Genomic DNA, 25,946 nt, shown 5'->3' on the forward strand with positions numbered 1-25,946 from the left:
CAGAGCGTTCACAGCACCTCGGTTGCTTAGAATACGCTTCGTACCAAGCCCCCGTCGATGCGGAGAGCTGAACCGTTAATCGCCGAGGATTTGGGACTGCTGAGATATGTAACAAAATCCGCAACCTCCTCCGGTCGGATCAATCGCTGAATAATGGAAGTCGGCCGATTCTCCTTCATAAACCGCTGCTCGGCTTCTTCGATCGATAGATCCTCATCCGGATAGAGCGTATTCAGCATCGTTTCAACGCCTTCCGTAAGAGTGGATCCAGGCATGACGGTATTCACCGTGACGCCGGTTCCTGTCGTCAGCTCGGCCAAGCTCCGGGAAAGGGACAGCTGCATCGTCTTGGTTGCGCTGTAATGCGCCATCTCCTGAGACGGCATGACGGCTGCTTCACTCGCGATAAAAATAATTCGACCTTCATTGCGATTGATCATGTTCTTCAAATAGTGCCGGGTTAACCGAACACCGCTCATAATATTGGTCTCGAAGAACCTAAACCACTCCGCATCAGGGATATCGAAAAATTCAGCAGGCTCAAAGATCCCTAAATTGTTGATCAGAATATCGACGACCGGAGCAGCTTCCCTGACCTGATGACAGCCCTCCTCCGTTCCGAGATCCGCCACGGCAATACGCAGCTCGGCGTCCGGATGCACAGCGTGAATGTCATGGATCGTCTGCTTTACTTTGTCCTCATGTCTTCCATTTATTATGACGGATGCTCCCTCGGCTGCAAGCGACATGGCAATCGCTTTGCCAATGCCGGATGTCGAACCCGTTACCAATGCGACTTTTCCCTTCAGATCCAAATTCATTATACTCTCTCCTTCCGTTATGTAGGAATGGACCCTCCTGATTCCCGTCGTTACCGCCCGAGGTCCAGGAGAGTCACAATATTTATTACACTACTATCCTTGCGTAAACGCAGATTTTTCAGAAATCAAAATGGTCCGGGTCCGGTCCCACTCTGTGATTTTGATTCAAGCTGTCGATGCGCTGCATCTCTTCATCGGACAATTCAAAATCAAAGATTGCCGCATTCTCCGCAATCCGATGTTCTTTGGTCGATTTCGGAATCGTGACAACGCCGTTTTGTAAATCCCAACGAAGAATGATCTGAGCGATGGATTTATGATGCTTTTCTGCAATTTGCTGAAGATCCTCTTGATCCAGCAGCTTTCCTTGCATTAATGGAGACCATGCTTCGAGCTGAATTCCATTCGTACGGCAGAACGCCTGCAGTTCTTTTTGCGTTAGTCTTGGATGATATTCGACCTGGTTCAACATCGGTTTAATTTCCGTTTCCTTCATTAACTTCTCCAGATGATGGATTTGGAAATTACTCATGCCAATGGCTCTCACGCGTCCTTCCTTGTACAACGTTTCTAACGCCTTCCACGCATCTATATATTTCCCTTCAACCGGCCAGTGTATAAGGTACAGATCCAAATATTCCAGACCCAGCTTCCGAAGGCTCTCCTCGTAAGCCTTCATAGTCGATTCATAACCTAGATCGGCATTCCACACTTTGGATGTGACAAACAGATCTTCCCGCTTGATACCGGCAGCTTCCAACCCCTCGCGAATGCCTTGTCCGACGCCCTCTTCATTGCCGTATATGGCGGCCGTGTCCACGCTGCGATACCCATACTGGATGGCCGTACGGACGGCATTCACCAGCTCCGGTCCTTCTTCTACCTTAAATACGCCTAATCCAAACCAAGGCATGTTGACGCCATTATATAAAGTGGTTGTGTCTTGTAAGTGTTGTGCTGTCATGTTGATAAACCTCCGAACATTTTTTTGGGTTGTGATGTTGTGATGAAAGTTAACCTATATTGAAGTATCTCCGATAAAACGCTTTGACATCACCTCCCTTCACCATAAAATAATCATTCAGGCATTCAGGCCGCTTGCTTTTCCGGCTTCTCCGAGTTCTTCCGTTCCAGCTTCAAGCTCCATCCGGTGAGAACGACCGCGCCGAGCACCATCAGTGCCCCGATCCATGCCGTATGAATCAGGCCCATGGAGTTCGTGATCAAGCCGCCCAGAAAAGCGCCGATGGCGATGCCGGCATTAAATGCGGCAATGTTCAGCGCGGAAGCCATATTCACTGCCCCGGGTGCAAACCGCTCAGCCAGCATTACGACATAAACCTGTAGTCCCGGCACATTCATGAAAGCCAGAAATCCCATGAGAATAATCGTGATCAATCCCGCCACTTGATACGGTGCGGTAAACGTAAGCGTGAACAGCACCAGCGCTTGCGCGATGAACATATAGAATAGTGCTCGAAGGGGGTTGCGATTGGCTGCCTTCCCGCCGATCACATTACCGACCGCAATGGCGATCCCATATACAAGCAGGATAATGGCCACCGTATTTTCCTTGAAGCCTGTTATATCCTGCAGCAATGGGGATAAATAAGTGAAGACCACGAAGGTCCCGCCATAACCGAGAGCCGTAATCAGGAGCATAAGCAGCAGTCTTCCATTCGTCAGCAATTTAGCCTGGTCACGGAATGAAGTTCGTTCTCCCCTAGGCAAGTCCGAAGGGACCAGGATACTGTTCGCGATCAGCGCAACAATACCGACCACAACAATGGCGACAAAAGCAAGTCTCCATCCCCATTGTTGACCTATAAACGTTCCAAGCGGAACGCCGGTAACCGTAGCTACCGTCAGCCCCGTAAACATAATGGAGATTGCGGACGCCCTGCGGTTCTCAGGCACCACGTTTGCGGCAATGATCGAGCCGATCGACATAAATACGCCATGCGAAAAGGCCGAAAGCACGCGTGCTGCAAGCAGGATACCAATGGAAGCTGCGCCCGCTGCCAAGCTGTTACCAATAATAAAAATGATCATGATCCAGAGCAGCAAAGTCTTCCTGGACATCCTTGATGTCAGCGACGTAAGGATCGGCGCACCGAAGGTAACGCCAAGCGCATACATCGAAACGGTTAATCCGGCTGTCGTCACCGATATATTCATATCCTCCGCAATCAACGGCAGCAGCCCTACGCTGATAAATTCCGTTGTTCCGATGGCGAAGGCACTGATTGCAAGCGCCAGCAGCGCCAGCAAACTTCTTCTTTTATCTATCATCATGGTGTTGATATTTCCCCCTATCCTATTCTCTTGCTTGTATATTGTAAAAATATTGAGTATGGTTTAATCCAGCCGGCAAATGCTATTATGATCTATATCATTTATTGTGTGAAGAACGTACTTTTTTGTAATGTAGGTACCTGATAGTACCCTAGATACTTTTTAGTGCCTATTAAAATAGGAGGATGAATATGCAAACGAAGAAATACAACATCGCCGTCGAAGCGACATTGGAAGTGATCGGGGGCAAATGGAAATGCGTGATCCTCTGCCATCTGACCCATGGACGTAAACGAACCAACGAGCTGAAGCGTCTCATGCCGAACATTACGCAAAAAATGCTGACGCAGCAGCTGCGGGAGCTCGAGGACGATGGCGTGATCAATCGGATTATTCATAATCAAGTGCCGCCTAAAGTGGAGTATGAGTTGAGCGATTACGGCATGAGTTTGAGTGGAATTCTCGATATGCTCTGTGCATGGGGCGAAAAACATATCACGAAAGTATACGGAGACAAATTCAGCGTGCTTGAGGACAGTATCCTGAATGATAAACTGAAAGTCTCGGACGAGCCCACAACCACAGATACACGCTAGACCTGATTTATAAGCAATACTGATACAAAAACAATGGCAAGGTCCGTGATCACGGACCTTGCCATTTTCATATACACCCTCTTCTATGACATCTTCGAAGATAGCAAATCATAAGAAATTTAGACATATCGTGAATGCTATACTGATCCCGGAATAACGTTTTTCGTAAATACGAGTCAATACAGGGAACTAAAGAAATATAGGCAACAAGGAAATTTCCGGATGGAAGGTGAACCAATCCATGTCTCAAGTTATTGCTGAAATGTCGATGTCATTGGACGGATATATTACAGGCCCGAATCATAGCGCACGGCTGCCCCTAGGCAAGGGAGGTGAACGACTGCACGAATGGATCTATGAGCTCACCAGCTGGCGCGAACTGCATGGCCTGGCCGGGGGCGAGTTTAATCAAGACGCGGAGTTGATCGCCGAATCCAATCGCAGAACGGGCGCTGTCATCCTCGGCCGTACGATGTTCGATCACGGCCATCCATTTTGGGGAGATACCCCTCCATTTCATATGCCGGTGTTTATACTGACTCACGAAGCTCGCCCCGCAGAAATCAAGAATGGCGGCACGACTTATACCTTCGTTACGGATGGAATCGAACGCACATTGGAACATGCCAAAGCTGCGGCGGGGAGTAAAGACGTTAAAATTGCCGGAGGCGCCAACGTGATACAGCAATTTATCGGAGCAGGTCTGCTGGATGAGCTCCTGATCACGCTGGTACCGATCCTCCTCGGCAACGGTCAGAAATTGTTCGAACATATCCACTCGCCGAATATCGAATTTGTTCGGACCGCTGTCATCGAATCTCCGAATGTCACGCATCTGAGATTCCGACTGTTCCATCACACGAACGCATAATAGCGGCCCGTATTCCTGGCACTGAACTAATATTCATGAGAACACAAATGGCAGACCGCTCTTGTTCAGGGTCTGCCATTGCCGTCCATCACTATCCGTGCGGTATCACCGAGCTCGCTGGTTATTTCGCGTTTTCCTTCTCTTTTTGGCTGACGATCATTTCCGTCACTTCCTCCGCCTGAGCTAGGACAGCAATCGGATCAAACGGCCAAAATCGTTTGGCATCGAGATAAAACACGCGATCCTGCTTCACCGCTTCAATCGAAGTCCACACCTTGTCCTTCTTATCCATCTCGGCGCCGTTAGACTCATCAAAGAAGATATAATCGCCTGCATAATCTTTGAGTACTTCCATGGAAACCTCTTTGTAAGTCACGTTAGCATCAATCAATTCTTTTTGGATCGTTGCCGGAGGCGTTAGCTGGAGCTCCTTGTAGATCGCCAAGCCTCCTCGATAAATGCCATCTCCGTAGAGATAGAAGGTTTTACCGAATGCGCCAAAGATCGAGAACGTCTCTCCCTCTTCCAACACACCGCTCACTTTTGTGCGCAGCGCATCTATTTTTTCATCGAAACCGGCGAGCCATTCTTTTGCTTCTTTTTCTTTGCCCAGTATAGCACCGAGTCCCTCCACTTCTTCGTGCACGCCTCGATAGGTTTCATAAGGGAGAATGACCGTCGGTGCGATTTTGGACAATTTCTCGTATAATTCCGGGTCCGAGTTAGCGCTGATAATCAGGTCTGGGTTCAATTCCACAATCTTTTCCGGAGCGCTTTCCCCCGTGTTCTCTATGCCCTCAATCATGTCTTGAATATGGACGTTCTCGAGATCCGTCGCTGTCGCGCCGACCGGCTTTTCTCCGAGCAACAGCAGAGTTGGCAGGTAGGCATCAACTACAATTCGCTCGGGAGCGGCCGGAATTTCGATTTCTCCGTTAATCGTATCCACCTCTCTAGTCGTGGGCGCTGAGGCCTCAGTCTGGGGCTTGTCCGTGCCCGCAGCTGTTTCACCGGCAGAGCCGCCATTATTCACGGTATTCCCATTCCCGCTGCATGCCGAAATAACGATCGAGCATAAGACGAGCGTGGAGAGCATGACACGTATTTTAGACTTGAACATGTTTTATCCTCCTATAAAATGATAGCTGGATTTAAGCCCCGAATTGGGCTCGATGTAATCGGCTGTATATGCCGTGCGCCGCGAGCAGTTCTTCGTGGATGCCTTGTTCGGCAATGCCTTTGTCAGCAACAACCACAATCCGATCTGCGTTCTTGATGGTAGCGAGCCGGTGTGCAATTATAAGTGTCGTCCGACCTTCCGACAATTCGGCCAATGCCTGCTGAATCGCCGCTTCGGTCTCCGCATCCAATGCGGACGTCGCTTCGTCCAGAATAAGAATCGGCGGATTCTTGAGGAACATACGGGCTATCGACAGGCGCTGCTTCTGTCCGCCGGACAGCTTGACGCCTCTCTCGCCAATTAAGGTGTCCAGCCCATCCGGAAGTGAAGCGACCAGCTCCTCAAGCTGGGCACGGCTCATGGCTTTCATAATATCGCTATCGTCAGCGTCAAGTCGGCCATAGGCAATATTTTCGCGAATGCTGCCGTCAAACAGGAATACATCCTGCTGCACGATGCCAATATGGGAACGAAGGGATTGCAGCGTCATGTCTCGGATATCGATCCCGTCAATCGTAATCCGGCCAGCGTCTGTATCATAGAAACGCGGCAGCAATGAACATAACGTTGTTTTGCCCGCTCCGGACGGCCCCACAAGCGCAACGGTTTCACCGGCACTTATGGACAAACTGACATCCTGCAGCACTTGATCTTTGTTCTCATACCCGAAGGATACCCCGTGAAAGGCAATGTCTCCCCGCAGACCGTGAACCGGCTTTGCATTAGGCGTATCCGCAACGTCCGGTTCGCTCTCAAGCAGCTCCAAATAACGCTTAAAGCCGGCGATTCCCTTCGGATACATCTCAATGACCGCATTAATCTGTTTAATCGGGCCGAGGAAGACGTTGGACAGCATGACAAAAGCGATGAATTCCCCGTTGGTCATCCGGCCTTCGATCACGAACCAAGTACCGCACACCAAAACGAACAGGGAGATGAATTTCATCAGGATAAAGCTAATCGAAGAGTTCCACGCCATAATGCGGTAGGCAATCAGCTTTGTCACGCGGAAACGGTTGTTGTTCTCGGCGAAACGAGCCATTTCATGCTCCTCATTCGAGAAGGCTTGAACCACGCGGATACCGCTGACGTTGTTCTCCACCCTTGCGTTGTAATCGGCGATATCGGAGAACATGCGCTTGAACGCAGCCGACATTTTTCCACTGAAATAGAGTGATAAATAGACCATCAGAGGTACTATCACAAACGTCATCACCGCAAGCTCCCAGTTAATCCCGAGCATAATGCCCAAGGCTCCGGCAAGCGTCATAAGGGCAATGAACAGATCTTCCGGACCGTGGTGGGCAATTTCCCCGATATCCATCAGGTCGTTTGTCATCCGCGAGACGAGATGTCCCGTCTTGTTGTTGTCAAAAAAACGGAAGGATTGCTTCTGAACCCGATCAAACAGCTTTTTGCGCATATCCGTCTCAATGTTGATGCCGAGTTTATGCCCCCAATAGGTGACCACGTAATGCAAGAAGGAACTGACAACATAAATGCCGAGAAGACCCAAACAAGCGTATAAGATCCACTTCCAGTTACCACTCGGCAGCAAGTCGTCAATCACGCGGTTGACGGCAACCGGGAATATCAATTCAAGTAAAGCCGCAAAGATAGCGCAGCAAAAATCCAGGATGAACAGCCTTTTATAAGGCTTGTAATAGGAAAAAAATCGACGCAGCATAAGGACCTCCTTAATCCGTAATTCCATTATAGAAATGAGCAAGTCCTTTCCTTTAATAAAGCGCACATTTTAGATCAGTTACGATCTTATCCTGTTACGCTCTCGACCTGGATAACAGGTACAGGAAATAGGGAGCACCAATCACCGCAACCACGATCCCCGTCGGAATCTCAGATGGTTGGATGATCCAACGTCCCAGAGTATCGGCTGTGATGACCAGCAGTGCACCGACCAGCGCCGTTACCGGCAGCAGCATCTGATGCTTCGCACCGACCAACCGTCTGGACAGGTGGGGCGCGATAAGTCCGACAAATCCAATTCCGCCGCTTACCGCAACGCATGAGGCTGCCAAGCCCACCGCCGCTGCCAACAGCTTCAGCTGCTCCCTTGTGACGGAAGCACCGAGTCCCGTCGCCATCGGTTCTCCAAGATTGAGCACGTTCATCACCTGCGCTTTATACATGACGAAGGGCAGAAGCACAAGGATCCATGGGAGCAATGCCAATACAAACTTCCAGCTGGAACCCCAAATGCTGCCCGCTAGCCAAGTGGCAACAAACTGATATTTTTCAGGACTCAAGCGCAGCGTTAGCACGATCATAGCCGCACTAATGCCCGCCGCAACGGCAATCCCTGTTAACAGGAGCCCCGTCGGCTTAAAACCCTGATTTTTCTTATAGGCCAGCACGCATATTAATGCAGCGGTTAAGCTGGCCCCAATCAATGCAAGCACCGGCAGTAGATAGACAGGGGCCGCCGTCGTGCTTGGAAAAAATGAAATGAACAGCATCATCATCAAGCCTGCTCCTGCATTAATCCCCAAGATTCCCGGATCCGCCAGCTCATTACGGGATATTCCCTGCATCACACATCCCGATATCGCTAGCCCGGCCCCAATAAGCAGCGAGATGACGATCCGCGGCAAGCGGAATTCGAACAGCACCAGCTCCTGCTTATCCGTCCCGCTGCCAAACAAGGTTTTGATGACCTCAAGTGGCGATAAACGAATGACTCCCGTGTTCATACTGATCAGAAATACCAAAACGATCAGTGCAGCCAGCACAGACAGGGTTATGATTTTGCGCTTCTTGTCTTTTCGCCCATGCATGGTGTTTGTGATGGTCTCCATTACAGTTCCCTCCTTTCTTTGCGTGCCAAGTAGAGGAAGAAGGGCACCCCGATCAACGCGATGATCGCGCCCACCGGTGTCTCGTAAGGAGGGTTCACCATTCTTGCTGCTAAGTCGGCAATGACGACCAGCAAGCTCCCAAGAACAGCCGAGCAAGGAATGATGAGGCGATAATCCACACCGACCAGCTTGCGCGTGACATGCGGAATCATGAGACCGACAAAGCCTACCGCACCGACAACCGAGACGGCAGCCCCTGCCAGCACCAGCACGATCACCGTTCCGGCCAGCTTGACAAGTCCCGTTCGCTGCCCGAGCCCGCGGGCGATCTCATCGCCGAGGCTGAGCATGGTAATGGAGCGTGACAATGCAATAGCTCCCAATATAGCAGCGACGATCCACGGCAGCATAATCTTCAGATGGATCCACTTAATCCCCGCCGTCCCGCCGGCATACCAGAACGCCATGTCCTGTCCGACCTGAAAATACAATGCGATACCTTCGCTAAGCGCACTTAACAGAGCACTAAGCGCAGCACCCGCTAGAACAAGACGTACCGGTGTCAGACCGCCTTTTGCCATGGAACTGACACCATACACGAGGACCGCACCTAATCCTGCCCCAAGGAATGAGAACAGAATCAGGTACATATAAGGCAGCCCTGGAAAAAACGAAAAACAGAGGGCAATGGCAAAACCCGCTCCCGCATTTAATCCGAGCAAACCTGAATCAGCGAGCGGATTCCGAGTCATTCCCTGCATGATCGCGCCCGATACCGCAAAGCAGGCACCCACCATCGCTCCACCGAGGACTCTCGGCAAGCGCAGTTCCTGTATGATCTGATGCTCCGTCACATCGGGATTAAAGAAAAACACCGCCTCCCATACATTTCGCAGATCAATCTCGGCCGCTCCGAGCGATATCGATAGAGCTATGCCAAGCACCAGCGCTGCCACGCCTCCGGTAAGAATCAGGGTCGCAGCCCATGGCCGCCCCTTGAGTTTAACGTGGGTCTTGGAATCTGTAAGACTTGGATTGGACGTGTTTGATGACATCATTTTCCCCTCAATACTTTGATATTGATTCTCATTATCATCTGTAACTATAAAATAAAGGTCTTTCCTGCGTCCATGGACATCTTGAATTTCTCATCTGAAAAAAGTCCATGCCCAAGTCAAGCACTTTTTTCCAAATAAAAGCGATATTTCTTTGGGCTTAATAAAAAGCTCCGCTCCTATGGATTGTGCCATTGACAGTGAAACCTCTATTCCATTACAATAAATGCTAATTGAATGAGGCGATGGAGTTCGCCATAACCGCTTCAATAGCTAATGACTCCTACCAGAGGTCGCTTTCCTGGTAGGAGTCTGTTTGTGTATTGAAGAAGGGTTAGCGGCGAATATATAGAAACGGGTGAATTTGCATGATTAAAAAATGGTTTGAAGGTACCGAAAAATGGCCATACGCCTTGTTGTCCGGTTACTTCATCAAATGGATCGTTCTGGGAAGTGTTGTTGGATTGATGACGGGCAGTGCTTCCGCCTTCTTTCTTTACAGTCTGGACTATGTAACCTCCCTTCGCATGGAGAACCCTTGGCTGCTGTTCTTCCTTCCCTTGGGAGGAGCCGTGGTCAGCCTCCTCTATTACAAGTTTGGCAAGAGCAGCACCAAGGGGAATAATCTCATCCTTGAACAAATCCATGGCGGTACGGAATCCGTTCCATTGCGAATGGCACCTTTAGTTCTAATCGGAACATTAATCACGCATCTGTTTGGGGGCTCTGCAGGACGTGAGGGTACTGCCGTTCAGATGGGAGGAAGTTTATCGGAGTGGTTCGGGAAGCTTATCCGCGTCACGCCGGCGGATCGAAAAATACTGCTGATCTGCGGAATTAGCGGCGGTTTCGGATCCATCTTCGGCACGCCGCTAGCGGGAACGCTATTTGGACTAGAAGTCCTTGCCATCGGACTGATCTCGCATCAAGCCCTATTACCTGCATTCGTAGCCAGCTTGGTCGGGAATCTGATCGCCACCTCCCTATGGGGCGTCAGCCATCTGCATTATCCGATCGGAGAAATTCCGGCTTTGAGTTTCCTGGTGATCCTAAAGGTGATTTTCGCCTCGATACTCTTTGGTCTGACAAGCCGACTATTCAATGAGCTAACCCATTCCTTGAAGCGGTGGTACAGTTATTTCTTCCGCAATCCGATGATCAAAAGCGCTGTCGGCGGCATCATCATCATTGGGCTGGTTTATCTGCTTGGGACACGCGATTATTTGGGACTGGGTCTCCCCCTGATAGAAGCCTCCTTCACAGACGAGGTATCACCTCTCGCCTTTCTCGGCAAAATCATCTTTACCTCGCTGACGCTCGGGGCAGGGTTCCAAGGTGGAGAAGTAACCCCGCTGTTTGCCATCGGGGCAACGCTGGGTAACGCGTTATCGGAATGGATCGGATTATACGCCCCGTTCCTGGCTGCATTAGGATTTATTGCTGTCTTCTGCGGAGCAACGAACACCCCGATTGCTTGCTTTATTATGGGAATCGAACTGTTCGGCAGTGATGGCGCCGTGTATATGTTTATGGCCTGTGTGATCAGTTACCTGTTCTCCGGGCACTCCGGCATCTACACCTCCCAACAAATCGGCATATCCAAACACCTGCTCCTCTCGTTCCCGCTGGGCACCACGCTTGCGGGAGCGAAGACGTTAAAAAAACAGAAGCACAAAAAGACGTCCGAGTAATCGGACGTCTTTTGCCTTACACCGAGCTTTTACGAATCGAGCGGTAGCTGACGAGTGCGAGGATAACCGAGATGGGAATGAGCCACAGGGACAATTCAAAGGCAGTATGTTTGACAACCCAGTCAATCACTTGCCCCCACCAGCCGTATTGGGTAACCAGAACGCTGGCCCCCGACAATATAATGAAATAGGCCGCAAACATGACAAAGGTCTTAATGCCGCGATGACGAAGATAGAACACGCCGATTCCTATCCCGATAAAGGCAAATGTAAGAAGCAATATGAAATAAATGATGAATTGTTCAAATAACGTGCCGTCATTCAAATACGGCAGTTTGAAGAACGATATCCGGTCTCCCCAAGAACTCGTAAAGCGTTCAATTTCGGCTAATGCCAATAATATAATCGACGTTATGACGCTGTACGCTACCACCATCAGAACAGAGCCCAGATAGAAGTCCGTTCTTCGAATGCTGAATCCGAGGGAAAAGGGGAACAGCTGCAGCACCGATACAAGAGCCGCGATAAACACATAGATAAAGATTGTTGCCAATCCCCCGGCATAGAACGCTTCACCATTAACCAACACGCTGATCATGTAGTTGATCAGAAAGCTGAATGCCGTGATGGCCCAGGGCAAATAAAACCAGGATAGTTTCTGTCTCGAATAAATATGGATTACGCCAGGAATTCCGTTCATGGTTGGATCCCCACCTTTTCGCGCTTAGTTAAATATACGATCAATTGTTGAAGGGAAACGGGGGTTGTTTCTAAGCCCAATTCCTCCGCCTCTTTATGCAACTTCGTTGTCGCGCTGCCTATCACCGTGACGGATAACATGGAAGCAAACGACTCCCGATGTATCACTTCCAGCCCTTGGATAAACGATTCAACCGTTCCGGAGGGACCGACGATCTTAAACGCACGTCCCCGCAAGTCATCCGTAGCATCGTCAAGTAAAATTCGGCCGGAATCAATAACGATAATATGCTCTAACAATCTGCTAACCTCATCAATCAAATGCGTGGACAGAATAATCGTACGCGGATGATTGGTGTAATCCTCGATCAATTGATCATAGAACAGCTCTCTAGCCACGGCATCCAAACCTAGATAAGGCTCATCAAAAATCGTAATGGGTGCGCGGCTGGCGAGTCCGACAATGATACCGACCGACGACAGCATGCCGCGGGACAATCTTTTCACGAGTCGTTTCATGGGCAGTCGGAATACCTCGATCAGTTCCTTGGCATATTCCGCATCCCAGTTCGGATATACATTCGCTGCAGTTTCCATCACATCCCTAACCGTAAACAGATCAGGATACTTCTGGCCTTCCTTAATGAAGCATACCTGCCGGATCACCTTCTGATTTTCGTATGGATGCTCTCCGAATACGCGAATCTCCCCTTGGCTCGGGAACAGCTGCGCCGTTATCATCTGCATGATGGTCGTTTTGCCCGCGCCGTTCCTGCCCAGCAATCCATAGATCTTATTCGCCTCGATGGTAAAGCTCACATTATCGACAACCGTCGCATCCTTGTATGCCTTACTCAAATTCTTGACTTCAATCACGGTTTGGCTCATCAGTCTTGCTCCCCTCTGCGGATCATTTCCGATAATTGATCTTTGGTAATCCCAAGCTTCGCCGCTTCCTTAATCATGGCGACAACGTACTGCTCATAAAACTCCGTCTTGCGCTTTTCCATCAGCAATTCACGAGCCCCTGAAGCTACAAACATGCCAATCCCCCGTTTCTTGTACAAAATCCCTTGATCCACCAGCAGATTTACGCCTTTGGCAGCCGTTGCCGGATTGATCTGGTAAAAGGCTGCAAACTGATTCGTTGATGGTACCTGTGTCTCCTCAGGCAGCCGGGCTTCGATGATGTCGTCTTCAATTTTGTCGGCAATTTGCATGAATATCGGTCTGCTGTCATCAATCTGAAATGCCATTTACCTCACCAACTTTCATTTATAACATTCATTGCATCATCGGTTAGTTACTCATGTAATTAACCATATAAGAGATGAGGTTCATTGTCAATGGGTTATCGGAATTTATTTACAAAAACAAGACAGGAATTGGACTTTTGTCCTAAATAAATAGTCCTTATCTTCCGATAAAGTATAGGCACAAATCCTGCGTTGCCCAATACAGATAAAGAGAAGAGGAGCTTGAGAGGAAACATGAAAAGAATTATTGCAATCGTTGTACTAGCCATGCTGACGGTAATAACGCCGCTGTATGCCGCATCCGCACCCAAGAATTTGGCTTATGTGGATAAGAACAGCCAATCCTATATTTCGATTGGGGTACTCAAGACCTATGACGGCGTAAAGGTGGCGTATACAGCCGCTGAAAAAAAACTCACTATTACTCGCGAAGATACAGCTCTCACGCTATACTTGGGCAGCCTCAATGCCTATGTAAATGGCAAGAAAGTTCAGGCTAAAGCAGCCCCGTTCTCCGAGAACGGCTCCACCTATGTACCGCTGCAATTTGTCAGCCAACATCTGGGCTTACAGCTATCCTGGAGTCATAATAGATCCACCCTAAAAATCACGGATGGGAATGTATCAAACACGCTCCCTGTTCTATCGGGAACATTAATATCCAGCCAAACCAAGCCCGTTACGACGGCTAGGAAAAACTTCAAGGTGGGCTCCCGTTCCTTCAGTGCGCAGGTGGTTACCGTTTCACTTCTCCATCCGAAGGTGGAACTGGACGTTGTTCTGGCAGGCAATAAAGCAGGGAAGGTCGAGGATTTGCGTAGTATAGCCAAGCGTAGTAACGCCGTAGTGGCTATAAACGGTACGTTCTTTGATGCCTACACTTCCGGTGCATACAAAGCGCCTTACGGCTATTTGGTCAGCAAAGGCAATATTTTGCACAAGGCTTCGGGAGATAATCGGACGATCTTCACCTATGACAGCAACAATCTGGCCACCATGATTCCTGGACTTGATTTCAGATCCGTATATGATGCCGGGCATTTGGAAGGGGCACTTCAAGGTGGCCCGCGTCTACTGACTGACGGCAAGGTAACCCTGGATGTCAAGAAGGAAGGCTTCAAAGATCCAAAGATTCTAACAGGCGGCGGCGCACGAAGCGCGCTCGGTATCACGAAGGATCATAAGCTGATTTTGTTAACGACAGGCGGAGCAACCATTCCACAGCTTGCTGAAATTATGAAACAAGCTGGGGCGTACCAAGCGATGAATCTGGATGGTGGTGCCTCCAGCGGCTTGTATTATAATGGATCTTACTTAACGGCCCCTGGGCGTCAGGTCAGTAATGCCATCGTCGTAAAATATAAATAGTTACCTCCTCTCCCCTGGTTATCCGGATATTCTGCCGGCTGATCAGGGGTTTTCTTTTTAGGCAGCACTACCTTTGCTTCGAGCCGCATATGCTTATCAAGAAAATGTTTCACGATGAGGACCCATTGTGTAAATATATAGCAAACTGTCTTTTGTGAACGTTCTAAGCTAATGGTTCATTCAGCGGGGGGTGGATTCCATTACATCGTCTATTGCGGTCATTCGGACGAGAATTAGAGACACGGTGGAGGGGATATATCGGGTTTGGAGGGAATGGATTGGGAGATACCCTTTCATTGCCAAAGTGTATCACTTATTTTCCTGGCTTTCCCTGCTGGTGCTCGTTTTAAGTCTGATTCTGATTGAAGAATCGCGGACCATGCTTGTTCAATATTTGTGGTCTTTCTACGTACTGCTGCAATTTTGGCTGCTCAGCCGGAGCAAAACCGTTACCTGGAAGCAGGTCAGCTTGTTTGTTCTCTCAGGGATTCTTTTGGTCATTCCCTTGACCAATGGGACCATGCAGGGACTTCATTTGATCTTTGGAGGACGGACTAACGACACATGGTCATTCGCCGTCATGACCCCAGTCGTTGAGGAAGTCTACAAGCTATTGCCGCTGGGACTGTATTTATTTTTTTCAAGAAGAGCTACTTCGTTAAGTCTGAGCGATTATGTTGTATTAGGGGCTGCTCCCGGCATTGGCTTTCAATTTATGGAGGAGCTGTCGAGGCGCTTAGTCCAAAGCAATTACGGGGTGTCTTTTCTCGGCGGCAAAACGCTCCATTGGGAGTTCTTCGATTTATTTCCGGGCTACTTCGAGGAAAGCTTTATTCCGACCATGATGAATGTTACGCATCCTGTACATAGTGCCATGATCGCACTCGGAATCGGCATCGCTTTCCGGTACGCCAAACGCCTCTCACGCTGGGCCTATGCATTTCCGGCTGTCCTTCTGTTATGGGCTATCCTGAATCATGCAGCCTGGAATGGACAGAATCGGCTGCCGGAGTGGGTGCTGACTATTCATGAATGGACCGGTGAGGGCTACCGAACCGAAGGCTTCTTCCTGGTCCTGCTGGTTGTAGGGTTGTTCATCGACTATTTCGATTTGCATCGAATCCGTGACCGTCTCCCGGTTCTGAAGGGTGAGGCCCTCATCAATCCATTAACGGAGTGTTGGCAGATGACGCGGGCTCTCTTTACGGACAGGAAACGCCTCGGTTACTTGATTGGATTCTACCGAGAACGACGCGAGCTCGGATACTCGATTTTGTATGGCAATCTCGAAGCAGCAGGCCAAAGGGATCAGGTCCAGGAAAATGTTAGAAAGTATACTGCCGTTCTGGGAGCCATCGGCATTCTCATGCTTGCTGCCGGGATCCTGTCCAATATCGGAGCTACGATGATAGCCGGCGATTCCTCTTGTTTCGCGTGCTTGTTCGACTCACTCCAGAACTGGTGGGATCGGCTTAGCGGCTGGGAACAAGCGGGTATCATATTGGGAGCCTTTGCCCTTTCCCTGCTGTTTGTCAGCTTCTGGCCCGCTCTTGGTATTGCCATGACAGGTGCAGGCATTGCCGGTGGCGGACACGAAATTGCCGGATACATCCGCGACCCAAAGAAGCTGTTATCCCCGCAAAATGCGGCCGCTGCCGTGTTAGCCGTTATCCTCAGCCGGATTCCGATAGGTAAAGGGGTATCTTGGCTGTCCAATAAGCTGGGTCCCCGTGCAAGAAGGTGGCTGGATGCGCTTTCCGAGAAAGTCGGTTTGAAAACGCGCGATGAGCCGGATACTCCCTCTGGCCGATCTCGCGATGATCGAAAGCCTGACGGTACGAATGAACAACCGGAAGAGAATCCGCGGAAGCCGGATGATGACCATGAGAATAAACCTGATGATGATAAGCCGAATCCAGATAAGCCTGACAGCGAAAAGCCGGAGGAAGAAAAGCCAAAAGACAAACCCGAAGATGAAAAGTCTGACGAACCAAACGACACACCGCAAGGGATGCCGAGATATTCCGGAGAGCTGCAGAAGGTTAACAAGCCGGATGCTGCCGCGGATGCGCTTGCGGAGCGACTTGGTGGAGAATCGAGAATGAAGTTTGATTCCGACCCGATCGGGCGGGAATTCGACGCGGTTAGCGATGAATATATTGCCCAGACCAAGCCCGCCCTGCAGCAGGTTAACAAAAAGGTCCGTGATCAGATGAAAGCGACCTTTGAAGCAGCGGAGCAAACCGGCAGAAAAGTCTATTATCATTTTGAAGGGGAGCCTGCCCAATCGGTTATTGACAAATTACATGAATACAGCCAAAGATATGGAATAGAAGTCCACATTGATACCGATCCATTATAACGACAAGGAGTGAGCATTCATGTATGAATTTCACGGCTGGGCTACTATCCAGGAAAATCCTGCGGAAGCGGATGCCGGGCAGCTCGACATGATTATTCAGAAAATACAGCTTAAGATGACCGAATTTGCATGGGGCAGCGGCTTGCTATCCTTAAATGCGGCTAACGGCTTCTATTACCTTCATGTCGGAGGTTTTACGAACCGCAAGGGAGCCGAAGCTGACGAGATCGTGGCGCTGTACCAATTGATTGGCGAAATCGCTCCCGGTTCATACGGTCTCCTGTATACCAGAGATGATGAGAATCTGGAGGGTTATGATAACGAGTTCCGGGTTCAGGTGCTGGCACGCGGACAATTACGGGAACAACGCGATCCGTTTCTCTCCCCTTGCGTCCCGGTAATCGAAGATGCAGTCGATTAATGACATGATGTATAGAGTTAGAAAATAAAAAAAGATCCCGTTACTCGCTATGTCATGATATTCTCATGGATGGCGGGTTACGGGAGTTATTGTTTGATAATCTTGTATTCGATCATGTTATCTACCACTCATTGCGTAAGGGCTGAGCGACCGTGACTTAAGCTCGTCCGTTCAATTCATCCATCGTGGCCTGTACGATGATCCGCAGGCCTTTCAACATCGTTTCATGGGATAAAGTCGGCAAGGATGGCTTCTCCACGGCCATCTCTATCGAAGCCGGAAAATGCACAAATCCGCCAATGGCAGATTTTTGCTTAAGGCGAATATCGTTCAAAATCGCATACATCGTATTATTGCAAATATACGTTCCGGCTGTATTGGATACCGTAGCTGGAATTCCCGCTTCCTTCAACCGGTTGACCATCAAACGGATGGGAAGGGTTGAAAACAGTCCGTCCGGTCCGTCAGCGTCTATGGGATCGTCTTGAGGTCTTACACCCCGATTATCCGAAATCGTCGATTCCGGTGGTATATCCTTGATATTAATGGCGATCCGTTCCGGTGTAATGGCGGTCCGCCCACCCGCTACGCCGCAGGCAATGACCGCATCGGGCTCGTAGGCCTTCATCTGTTGCAGCAGTATTTCCGCACACTCATCATAATGTACGGGAAGCAGCAGCGTTCTGATCTCTGCACCGGGGAAGGATTCGTGCTTGATCTCCTCAACCAGTCTCTCCGTTGGATTGATAGAGCTTCCGCCAAATGGTTCAAAGCCTGAAATTAATATTTTCAACATAGGTCATATCTCCTGTACTCGTTTATGTAAGCTGCCGGGTCACGAAAATAGCATCCTAACTTTTATTATAGCAGCGCTTGAACGCTTATGCCTTCTGCTTCAAGCCGTGATCGCAAGGTGCTGGCGAATAACGATGCATGCGCGCCATCTCCATGAATGCAGACGGTATCTGCCGTAATGGGAATCACCTTGCCGCTCAGAGAAACTACCACTCTGTCTTTCACCATCCGTACGACTTGCGTAACCGCAGCTTCGGGATCCGTTATCATGGCATCCGGCAGATGTCTCGGCGTGAGGGTGCCGTCATCCTGGTAGGTACGATCCGCAAACACTTCGCTTGCTGTGCGAAGCCCTGCCCTTTCCCCCGCCGCGATTAACTCGCTGCCCGCCAACCCATACAGAATGAGTGTTGGATCGATATGCTTGATCGCCGATGCAATCGCATCCGCAAGGGGTCTGGAGGTTGCTGCCATATTATACAGAGCACCGTGAGGTTTTACATGCTGCAGCCCAGACCCTTCCTGTATCGCAAAAGCCATCAGGGCTCCAATCTGATAGGTTACCATGTCATAAGCTTCGGCAGGCGTTATCTCCATTCTTCTTCTTCCGAAGCCAGCCAGATCGGGCAAGCCAGGGTGCGCGCCGATTGCGGCACCGCTCTCAATCGCTTGACGGACCGTTTCCCTCATGACCGCCGGATCACCTGCATGAAATCCGCAAGCAATGTTTGCCGAAGTTATACAGCGAAGAAGCTCCGTATCATGGCCTAACTTGTAAGCACCGTAGCTCTCTCCCATATCGCAGTTCAGGTCCACTCGAACCATGCTGACTCACCACTCCTTTAATTTATGCTTGATCATGGCCTCCAACATTCGAAACTCTCGAACGTGAGCCGTATAAAGCTGTTCTGCTTCTGCCAACGAAATACCCGCAAAACGAATTGCTGCCCCAGGAGACAGCTGAGCGATCAGCGAAATATCAACGGTCGCCACTTGCGCAATTTTGGGATAACCTCCAAGCGTCTGCCGATCCGCCATTAGAATGATGGGCTGGCCATCTGCGGGTACCTGTACCGTTCCAAGGGCTACCGGCTCGGATATATATTCCTTTGCATGGCTTAGTTGAAGCGGCGGACCGGACAACCTGTAGCCCATACGGTCCGATTGCGGAGTTACGGTGAACTGTTCTTCGAACAGCGCCTGCTTGCTGATGGCGTCAAAGTCATCATATTGACGCCCTTTCAGCACGCGTATCACCGCCTCCTGCCCTGAACCAGGATACCCTTCAGCAGAGACGGCCCAATTCACGGTGAGGAAACCGCCGTAATCATCAAGGTAGCGTTCAGACATGACCAGAGGAAGCTGAGAAGGATGAGCAAATAGTGAATCTCCTTTCTTCAACGGCCTCCCTTCATATCCTCCGATTCCGGCCCTTAAATACGTACTCCTGCTGCTCATTACCTGGCAGACATCAAATCCGCCCGATACAGCCATATAAGCGCGGCAACCCGTTACCGGCTGTTGAAAGCTCAGAACACGGCCCGCTTTGATCAGCACGGGACGCCACATGGGAACTTTCACACCTTCAATCGAGGGTGATAGATCCCCCCCTGTAATGGCAACCCACCGATCGCTATGAAATTCAACCGCGAATCCTGACCATGTAATTTCCAGAACGGCCTGTTCATTCTCATTGCCAACCAGTCGATTGGCGATCCGATAAGCGGAATTATCCATTGCTCCTGCCGTGATAATCCCGTATCTGCCGTAACCCCGTCTTCCCGCATCCTGAAGAGTAACAAGAAGTCCTGACTTTAGTACGGTTATACTCATAGGCCCACTTCCCTTAACCGTTCAAATTCCTCAACTTGAATAGGCCGAAACCGGATATATTGCCCGCTCTTCAACAGCGTTGGCGGCTCGGCTTCGGGACGAAATAAAACGAGCGGCGTCCGGCCGATAATCTGCCACCCGCCCGGCGTTTCGATCGGATAAATGCCGGTTTGCGTGCCGGCGATTCCTACGGATCCAGCCGGGATTTGCAGCCGGGGAGTCTGTTTCCTCGGTGTCGCAATCTGCTCCGGGATACCTCCGACATAGGGGAAGCCGGGCGCGAATCCGATCGCGTAGATTAAGTAATCCTGCCCGGAATGAATACGAATGACATCCCTGGGAGATAGGTGGTTCTGCTGAGCCACTTCGTCCAGATCCGGCCCATAGTCGCCCCCATAACAAACCGGAATGTCAACAACCTCATATTTCGTGATGGTCTTCTCGCAAGCGCACGCCTCCATCCGCTGCTCCAGCATCGAACAGACGTAAGCAAACACGGTATCGAACCTATCTGGCTTGCCGATCTTATCATAATCATAGTAAACCGCTACGCTCGTATACGAAGGGATGCATTCGATCCAGCCTGGAAAAGGATTCTGTTCCATTCGCCTCGTCATAGCTGTGACCTGGCGATGCACCTTCTCGCTCACGATGTCTTCGAATTGAACGAGAACAGCCGAATCCCCTAAAGGGAAGAACGAATAAGACTTGCTCATAGTACATTCTCCGTTCCATATGTACTGCGGATTATCGTCAAACATTGAACGATTATTCCTATGATAGCAGAGAAACAGGCATCCGTTGAATATGAAGTTAAATATTTGACGATAGAATCAGGAACAGCTGGCTCTCTTCGGATCATGCCAAGCGTTAATGCCGTTTTTCTGCATAATTTTAGGGAATGGTTGGCAAAATACAGAAGACGTACTTTGATAAGGAGGTGCCGCCAACATGAGCCAACAAAACCATAACAGTAACGAACCGACAAAAGCAGAAGTTCAAACCACGAAATTGAACAAAATGCCGATTCCAGGTGAATTTGACACCGAAATCTCCGCAGAAGAAGCAGCCGAGGTATTTAAACAGCAGCAGCCAAACGCTGGTCATAGCTCCGAGAATCAACAATAATACAAGTAGAAGACCTCACGGAAGATCCGTTGTTTACAGGATCGTCTGTGAGGTCTTTTTCGCGCTCCGTTTATACTTCCGATTCATATCCCCTTGGTGCCTAACCTCTTCGCTAATTCTGCCAGATCATGCCCTTTAAGGGCGCCTTCCACCAGCTGCGGTAGAAGTGCAGGGGTGCACGCAAAGCAAGGTGTCCCGTCTCTGGACAGTAATTTGGCTACCTGCTCATCATAGAACGGTTTTCCCTCGTCGGATAATGCGAGGAGACACATCGTCTTGACTCCCGCTTCCCGCAGTTCACGCATTCGCCGGATCAGCCCGGCTTGATTGCCGCCTTCATACAGATCCGAAATAATGATAAACAGAGTCTTTTTCGGCTCTTCAATAAACTGCTCGCAGTAAGCGACCGATTTATGAATATCCGTGCCGCCGCCCAGCTGGATACCGAATAACATATCCACCGGATCATTGGCACACTGCTCCGTCAGGTCAACGACCTCCGTATCGAATACGACCACACGGGTGTCGAGCGAGGGTATGCTTGCAAATATGGATCCGATAACGGAAGCCCAGATCACGGATTCCGCCATGGAACCGCTCTGGTCGATATCCACGATAACGGTCCATTCTTTGCTCCGTCTTGCCCTGTCAAAATAATAAAAACGCTCCGGCACGATCTGCTTGCGGTCCGCATCATAATTTTTCAGATTTCGCTGTATCGTCCGCTTCCAGTCAATACCGCTGAGCGAAGGAAGCGGTGTATGCTGTCTGCGGTTCAAGGCACCTGTCACAGCCCGGCGAATATCTTCCTGCAGACGCTGGACAAGCTCATCCACAACTGCCTTCACCAGCAGGCGCGCCGTATCCTTGGTTTTCTCGGGAATCTTGCCTTTCAGGGACAGCAGCGTGCCAACCAGCTGTATATCCGGCTTGACGGTAGCCAGAACCTCCGGTTCAAACAGCAGCTGCTTCCAGCCCTTTCGTTCCATGGCATCATTCTGGATAATGGACACCACGTCTTCGGGAAAAAAGGAGCGGACATCCCCCAGCCACTGCGCAAGCCGGGGAGCCGACTTTCCTTGCCCGGCTGCCCGCTGCCCCGCGGCCGCACTTCCGGCTTCCGCTCCGCCGTCCGTATTATCATAAATCGCGGCCAGCGCACGGTCCATAATCATCTCTTCCTCCGACAGCTGTATGCTCCCTCCGGGGCTGTAGCCCGCCAGCTGAGGTTCAGCCGACTGGCCCAGAATGAGCCGCCAACGTGATATTTGGTTTGGTTCCGGTATGCAGCTCATCGCCTAAAAATCCTCAAAGTCAAAATCATTCAAATCGTCAATCATCTTCGCTTCTTCCTCCTTCAGGTCACCGGTCAAAATCTCGGCAGCCTGCTCTGCATTCACGCCCCATAGCTCGCCAAGCAGCTCGGCAATCATCGTCTTCTCCTTCGCCGAAAAGCTGCTGAACGCCCGGCGCAGAAAAACAAGCGCACGAGTGAATTCATCATCCTCCAGGGACTGGATATATTCATTCAGCTGCTCCCACAGACTTAACCGGGAGAGAAGGGCATACCGGTTCCGCATCGATAAGCCTTCAAACCATCCTGCTCCCAAATCGGCCGGAATGCCGGGGGATAATCTGCGCGAAACTTCTTCGGCACACTGCCCGGCGGAAATTGCATTCCGCTCCATCAAAACCGCACACGCATATCCTGACAACCGGGCGTTCAAGTCATCTCTTTCGGACAAATGCCCGAGCTCTTGCAGCCAAAGTTCCTCATCCACCTGCTCCGCATGCTCCATGGCGACACTGTTCAGCTCATTCATGGCGGTTATCATCGGGCCTGATACCTCGTCGCTGCACTGACTGCAATCGAGCAAAAACAAGCAAGCGCGCATAAAGAGCTGCTGCAGCAGCGGTACTAGCGGCTCCGTATCCATCCGCCTGATCCCGCCGAAACGGATCAGCACGGATAACTCCCGGGAAGCTGCCGCAATCTGAACGACATCGCGGCTGTCCACAGCAAGCTTTTGCAGGGTCTGCCGACCCGCTTCCATCTGATGAATCATCCCGCATTCATAGGCGATCCGGATAAGCGTAGAGGCTTCGGCAATCGAGCTGCAGCCCGCCAGCTTTTGCTGGAGCATATAAGCGGCAGCCACCTCTACCGTCTCCCCCAGCAGCGTCGATTCAACGACCTGAATTTCAACCTCCGGTGCCCATTGCACAACCCAGTGCTCGGCCCACGCACCTTGCTCCTGCCCGCTGGGCCTGGCTTTAACAAAATCAATTCCCAAGAGCTTCAAGCGATGAAACAAAAAGGACCGGTTCAAATCGAGATACGCGGACTCTTTCGAGGTTACTCTCCGGTTCTCGCGCAAATCCAAGATTAAATCGTTGGCAACAACCGATTTATACTTCTCCAGCTTCAGCCTCTTCAGCTGACGGTTCAGGTCGTCCTGGATCGGGGTCTGGCTGACGCCTTCCGCCAGTTCGCCGATCGCCGTGCCGATCTCCACACGTGCAAGCTCCTCTGCCACGACGGCAAGTTCGCCGCGCCCAAGCAGCGTCTGGGCCGCATCCCGCAAATCCCGCAGTGTCGGGAGACCGCCCCCGTGGAGCGCTGCCAGCGACTCCGCCAGCCGGACGGCTTCGATCACCTCCGCCGTGGAGCGGTGGGTACCGTTCTTTCTCATCGAGCCCGCCACCATGGATAAATAATGATGCGGCAATTCCGCTAAAGAGCCCTCCTTCATTCGTTGCCACATCATCTCAAAATAATGGGGAGCGATATTTCCGGCACCATAACCGGAAATGGACGACAGCTTATAATAGGAATATGGCATTAGCGTCAGCTTGGTTATCCGGGAAGGAAGCTGATTCAATTCCTCGTCGCTCATCGGACTGGACAAATCGCTAAGGGCCGAGGCATGGTAAGCCCCGCACACGACTACAATGCGCTCGGGGTTATGCCCCGCCGCAATCGCTTCAACAATCTGACGGCGCATATACGACTCCCGGACGGCATTGTAGGCGTATTCCACAGTATCCTCACGCCGCTCTTTTTCCTCCGACAGTTCTCTCATCTGCATGGAAAAAGCCGATATGGATTTCCGGTAAGATCCTTCGCTCAAATTATGTTCGTAACTCCGCTCCCAGTACATATCGTAATCGTATTCGCCGGCAAGCTCGGCAATCCGCTCATATACGGATTTTTCATCCGTCCGGCTCTCGTCCATCGGCTCAGCTGGTCCCGAGCCGGATCCATGATCCTCGCCTCCAAGCTCTTCCCCGTCCGCTTCACCCTCCGAGCTGCGGCGCAGCGCCTGCATGCAAACGGCTGTGGATGAGGGCAGATCGATGAATGCCGCATAAGCTCCGCGCTTCTGCGCCCATCTCATGGCCTGATATTCCGGGGAGTATACCGCAAAAGGCCACAAAATCGTTCGTACGGGCAGTTCTTCGGTAAACGCCAATATGGCTATCGGCGGCTTCGTTGTTGCCTGGGTCAGATGACGTATTTCCCCGCTTGCATCCGCCGGCCCTTCGATGAGCACCGCCGTAGGGTTGATCTCATCCAGAAAATCCAGTACATGCTTCGCACCGGCGGGCGACAAATGCCGAACTCCAAAAACATGTATGCCGGCAGCATTCACTGGTTGATCTCCTTGCATGCGTTATATAAGCCCCGCCACTCGGTCCCGCGTTTCTTCATGATATTATCAAGATATTCCTTCCATACGAGCCGGTCTTTATCATCATCCTTAACAATCGCCCCTTGAAGTCCCGCTGCCAAATCCTCGTCCGTCAACTCACCGCTGCCAAAACTCGCAGCCAGCGCCATGCTGTTTGTCAGGAGCGAAATCGCTTCGGCCGTCGAGATCACCCCGGCCGGGGACTTCACCTTTTCCTTTTTATCCAGCGTCATGCCGCTGCGCAGCTCACGAAAGATCGTCACAACCTTGAGCAGTGCTTCATCTGCGGGAGCAGCAGCCTGCAGATCATAAGAGGAGGCAATCTCCGACACCCGTTTCTTTACGATTTCGATTTCGGTATTCAGATCCGCTGGAGCGGGAAGAACGATAATATTGAAACGGCGCTTGAGCGCCGTTGACATCTCATTGACCCCGCGGTCTCTTGTATTTGCAGTGGCGATAATAGAGAAGCCTTTCCGGGCGTTCATTTCTTTACCGAGCTCAGGCACCGATATCGTCTTTTCGGACAAAATGGAGATCAGCGCATCCTGTACCTCCGAAGCGCAGCGGGAAATCTCTTCAAAACGGGCTATCCCTCCCGATTCCATCGCCCGCATGATCGGACTCTGCACCAACGCTTCGGGAGTCGGGCCTTGTGCGAGCAGCATGGCATAGTTCCACGAATACCGGACATGCTCTTCACTCGTTCCTGCCGTTCCCTGAACGACCAGCCCGGAATTCCCGTAGATCGCTGCCGCCAGATTTTCGGACAGCCAGGATTTGGCCGTACCTGGTTCCCCGATCAATAATAGAGCACGGTCGGTTACCAAGGTAGCGACCGCCATCTCGATCAGCCGCTTGTTCCCGATATATTTAGGCGTGATCTCCGTTTTGCCTGCCTTGCCGCCGACGATAAATTTGAGTACGGATTGCGGCGACATCTGCCATCCGGCAGGAATGTTCCCGGAATCCTCCTTACGCAGCGCTTCCAGCTCGTGACGGAACAGTATTTCCGCGGGCTGCCGCATGATATCTTGTAATTGCTCTTGGCCTGCTGCCATGGGTGT

Annotated in this window: 24 protein-coding genes and 1 riboswitch; of the genes, 7 read left to right on the forward strand and 17 right to left on the reverse strand. The window is 50.8% G+C overall.

What is annotated here, in order from left to right:
- Positions 1-26: 26 nt before the first annotated feature.
- From MKY48_RS19940 to MKY48_RS19950, 3 genes are all read right to left on the reverse strand, one after another.
- A complete protein-coding gene (locus MKY48_RS19940; protein WP_339290520.1) occupies positions 27-821 on the reverse strand; it encodes an SDR family oxidoreductase in 795 nt (264 codons plus the stop codon).
- A 118-nt stretch (positions 822-939) separates the two neighbouring features.
- On the reverse strand, positions 940-1,785 hold the full coding sequence (locus MKY48_RS19945; protein ID WP_339265758.1) for an aldo/keto reductase: 846 nt from the start codon (positions 1,783-1,785) through the stop codon (positions 940-942).
- 125 nt (positions 1,786-1,910) lie between these two features.
- The gene (locus MKY48_RS19950; RefSeq protein ID WP_339265760.1) at positions 1,911-3,116 is read right to left on the reverse strand and encodes an MFS transporter; all 1,206 of its coding nucleotides are present in this window, start codon (positions 3,114-3,116) and stop codon (positions 1,911-1,913) included.
- A gap of 191 nt (positions 3,117-3,307) precedes the next feature.
- On the opposite strand from MKY48_RS19950, the gene MKY48_RS19955 reads away from it, so the two are divergent.
- Positions 3,308-3,712: a helix-turn-helix domain-containing protein gene (locus MKY48_RS19955; RefSeq protein ID WP_076321900.1), complete on the forward strand. Its 405-nt coding sequence runs from the start codon at positions 3,308-3,310 to the stop codon at positions 3,710-3,712.
- Between the two features lie 241 nt (positions 3,713-3,953).
- The gene (locus tag MKY48_RS19960; protein ID WP_339265763.1) at positions 3,954-4,583 is read left to right on the forward strand and encodes a dihydrofolate reductase family protein; all 630 of its coding nucleotides are present in this window, start codon (positions 3,954-3,956) and stop codon (positions 4,581-4,583) included.
- 121 nt (positions 4,584-4,704) lie between these two features.
- Here MKY48_RS19960 and MKY48_RS19965 read toward each other — a convergent pair whose 3' ends face one another.
- From MKY48_RS19965 to MKY48_RS19980, 4 genes are all read right to left on the reverse strand, one after another.
- Positions 4,705-5,703 carry an ABC transporter substrate-binding protein gene (locus MKY48_RS19965; protein WP_339265765.1) on the reverse strand — a complete coding sequence of 333 codons (999 nt, stop codon included), beginning with the start codon at positions 5,701-5,703 and terminating at the stop codon, positions 4,705-4,707.
- 31 nt (positions 5,704-5,734) lie between these two features.
- Positions 5,735-7,450 (reverse strand): ABC transporter ATP-binding protein, encoded by a 1,716-nt coding sequence (locus tag MKY48_RS19970; protein ID WP_339265767.1) that lies wholly within the window; start codon positions 7,448-7,450, stop codon positions 5,735-5,737.
- Positions 7,451-7,544: 94 nt separating this feature from the next.
- Complete coding sequence (locus MKY48_RS19975; protein WP_339290524.1) at positions 7,545-8,579, reverse strand: iron ABC transporter permease; 1,035 nt, start codon at positions 8,577-8,579, stop codon at positions 7,545-7,547.
- Positions 8,579-9,634, reverse strand: a complete 1,056-nt coding sequence (locus MKY48_RS19980; RefSeq protein WP_339265771.1) for an iron ABC transporter permease — start codon at positions 9,632-9,634, stop codon at positions 8,579-8,581. Before MKY48_RS19980 ends, MKY48_RS19975 begins: the two co-directional genes overlap by 1 nt.
- A 232-nt stretch (positions 9,635-9,866) precedes the next feature.
- Positions 9,867-9,927, forward strand: a riboswitch (Fluoride riboswitch).
- A 75-nt stretch (positions 9,928-10,002) separates the two neighbouring features.
- Between MKY48_RS19980 and MKY48_RS19985 the strand changes: the two genes are divergently transcribed.
- Positions 10,003-11,325, forward strand: a complete 1,323-nt coding sequence (locus tag MKY48_RS19985) for a voltage-gated chloride channel family protein (RefSeq protein WP_339290526.1) — start codon at positions 10,003-10,005, stop codon at positions 11,323-11,325.
- Between the two features lie 16 nt (positions 11,326-11,341).
- Here the strand turns inward: MKY48_RS19985 and MKY48_RS19990 are convergent, their stop codons facing one another.
- From MKY48_RS19990 to MKY48_RS20000, 3 genes are read right to left on the reverse strand one after another with little or no spacing between them, the layout of a single operon-like run.
- The gene (locus tag MKY48_RS19990; RefSeq protein ID WP_339290528.1) at positions 11,342-12,025 is read right to left on the reverse strand and encodes a hypothetical protein; all 684 of its coding nucleotides are present in this window, start codon (positions 12,023-12,025) and stop codon (positions 11,342-11,344) included.
- Complete coding sequence (locus MKY48_RS19995; protein WP_339290530.1) at positions 12,022-12,912, reverse strand: ABC transporter ATP-binding protein; 891 nt, start codon at positions 12,910-12,912, stop codon at positions 12,022-12,024. Before MKY48_RS19995 ends, MKY48_RS19990 begins: the two co-directional genes overlap by 4 nt.
- Positions 12,912-13,280: a GntR family transcriptional regulator gene (locus MKY48_RS20000; protein ID WP_339290532.1), complete on the reverse strand. Its 369-nt coding sequence runs from the start codon at positions 13,278-13,280 to the stop codon at positions 12,912-12,914. Before MKY48_RS20000 ends, MKY48_RS19995 begins: the two co-directional genes overlap by 1 nt.
- Before the next feature lie 234 nt (positions 13,281-13,514).
- Here MKY48_RS20000 and MKY48_RS20005 point away from each other — a divergent pair, with 234 nt between their 5' ends.
- The 3 genes from MKY48_RS20005 to MKY48_RS20015 all read left to right on the forward strand — a co-directional run bounded on the left by MKY48_RS20005 (position 13,515) and on the right by MKY48_RS20015 (position 17,431).
- Positions 13,515-14,648, forward strand: a complete 1,134-nt coding sequence (locus tag MKY48_RS20005) for a phosphodiester glycosidase family protein (RefSeq protein WP_339290534.1) — start codon at positions 13,515-13,517, stop codon at positions 14,646-14,648.
- Positions 14,649-14,838: 190 nt separating this feature from the next.
- On the forward strand, positions 14,839-17,010 hold the full coding sequence (locus MKY48_RS20010) for a restriction endonuclease fold toxin (protein WP_339290536.1): 2,172 nt from the start codon (positions 14,839-14,841) through the stop codon (positions 17,008-17,010).
- 19 nt (positions 17,011-17,029) lie between these two features.
- Entirely contained in the window at positions 17,030-17,431 is a 402-nt protein-coding gene (locus MKY48_RS20015; RefSeq protein ID WP_339290538.1) for an immunity 7 family protein, read from the forward strand.
- 157 nt (positions 17,432-17,588) lie between these two features.
- On the opposite strand, the gene MKY48_RS20020 is transcribed toward MKY48_RS20015, so the two are convergent.
- The 4 genes from MKY48_RS20020 to pxpB all read right to left on the reverse strand — a co-directional run bounded on the left by MKY48_RS20020 (position 17,589) and on the right by pxpB (position 20,775).
- Entirely contained in the window at positions 17,589-18,227 is a 639-nt protein-coding gene (locus tag MKY48_RS20020; protein ID WP_339290540.1) for a pyroglutamyl-peptidase I, read from the reverse strand.
- 65 nt (positions 18,228-18,292) lie between these two features.
- Positions 18,293-19,051 (reverse strand): 5-oxoprolinase subunit PxpA, encoded by a 759-nt coding sequence (locus MKY48_RS20025; protein ID WP_339290541.1) that lies wholly within the window; start codon positions 19,049-19,051, stop codon positions 18,293-18,295.
- Positions 19,052-19,057: 6 nt separating this feature from the next.
- Complete coding sequence (locus MKY48_RS20030; protein WP_339290542.1) at positions 19,058-20,059, reverse strand: biotin-dependent carboxyltransferase family protein; 1,002 nt, start codon at positions 20,057-20,059, stop codon at positions 19,058-19,060.
- Positions 20,056-20,775 carry a 5-oxoprolinase subunit PxpB gene (gene pxpB, locus MKY48_RS20035; protein WP_339290544.1) on the reverse strand — a complete coding sequence of 240 codons (720 nt, stop codon included), beginning with the start codon at positions 20,773-20,775 and terminating at the stop codon, positions 20,056-20,058. The genes MKY48_RS20030 and pxpB overlap by 4 nt, the downstream gene beginning before the upstream one ends.
- Before the next feature lie 235 nt (positions 20,776-21,010).
- On the opposite strand from pxpB, the gene MKY48_RS20040 reads away from it, so the two are divergent.
- Entirely contained in the window at positions 21,011-21,187 is a 177-nt protein-coding gene (locus MKY48_RS20040; RefSeq protein ID WP_213644387.1) for a hypothetical protein, read from the forward strand.
- Between the two features lie 83 nt (positions 21,188-21,270).
- Here the strand turns inward: MKY48_RS20040 and MKY48_RS20045 are convergent, their stop codons facing one another.
- The 3 genes from MKY48_RS20045 to MKY48_RS20055 are packed head-to-tail and all read right to left on the reverse strand — an operon-like array spanning position 21,271 to position 25,940.
- A complete protein-coding gene (locus MKY48_RS20045; protein WP_216532099.1) occupies positions 21,271-22,482 on the reverse strand; it encodes a VWA domain-containing protein in 1,212 nt (403 codons plus the stop codon).
- 3 nt (positions 22,483-22,485) lie between these two features.
- Positions 22,486-24,840 (reverse strand): DUF5682 family protein, encoded by a 2,355-nt coding sequence (locus tag MKY48_RS20050; protein ID WP_339290546.1) that lies wholly within the window; start codon positions 24,838-24,840, stop codon positions 22,486-22,488.
- Complete coding sequence (locus MKY48_RS20055) at positions 24,837-25,940, reverse strand: AAA family ATPase (RefSeq protein ID WP_339290548.1); 1,104 nt, start codon at positions 25,938-25,940, stop codon at positions 24,837-24,839. Before MKY48_RS20055 ends, MKY48_RS20050 begins: the two co-directional genes overlap by 4 nt.
- Between the last annotated feature and the right edge of the window lie 6 nt (positions 25,941-25,946).

Source organism: Paenibacillus sp. FSL W8-0187 (assembly GCF_037969755.1).
In the GTDB taxonomy this organism is placed as follows: Bacteria; Bacillota; Bacilli; order Paenibacillales; family Paenibacillaceae; genus Paenibacillus_AQ.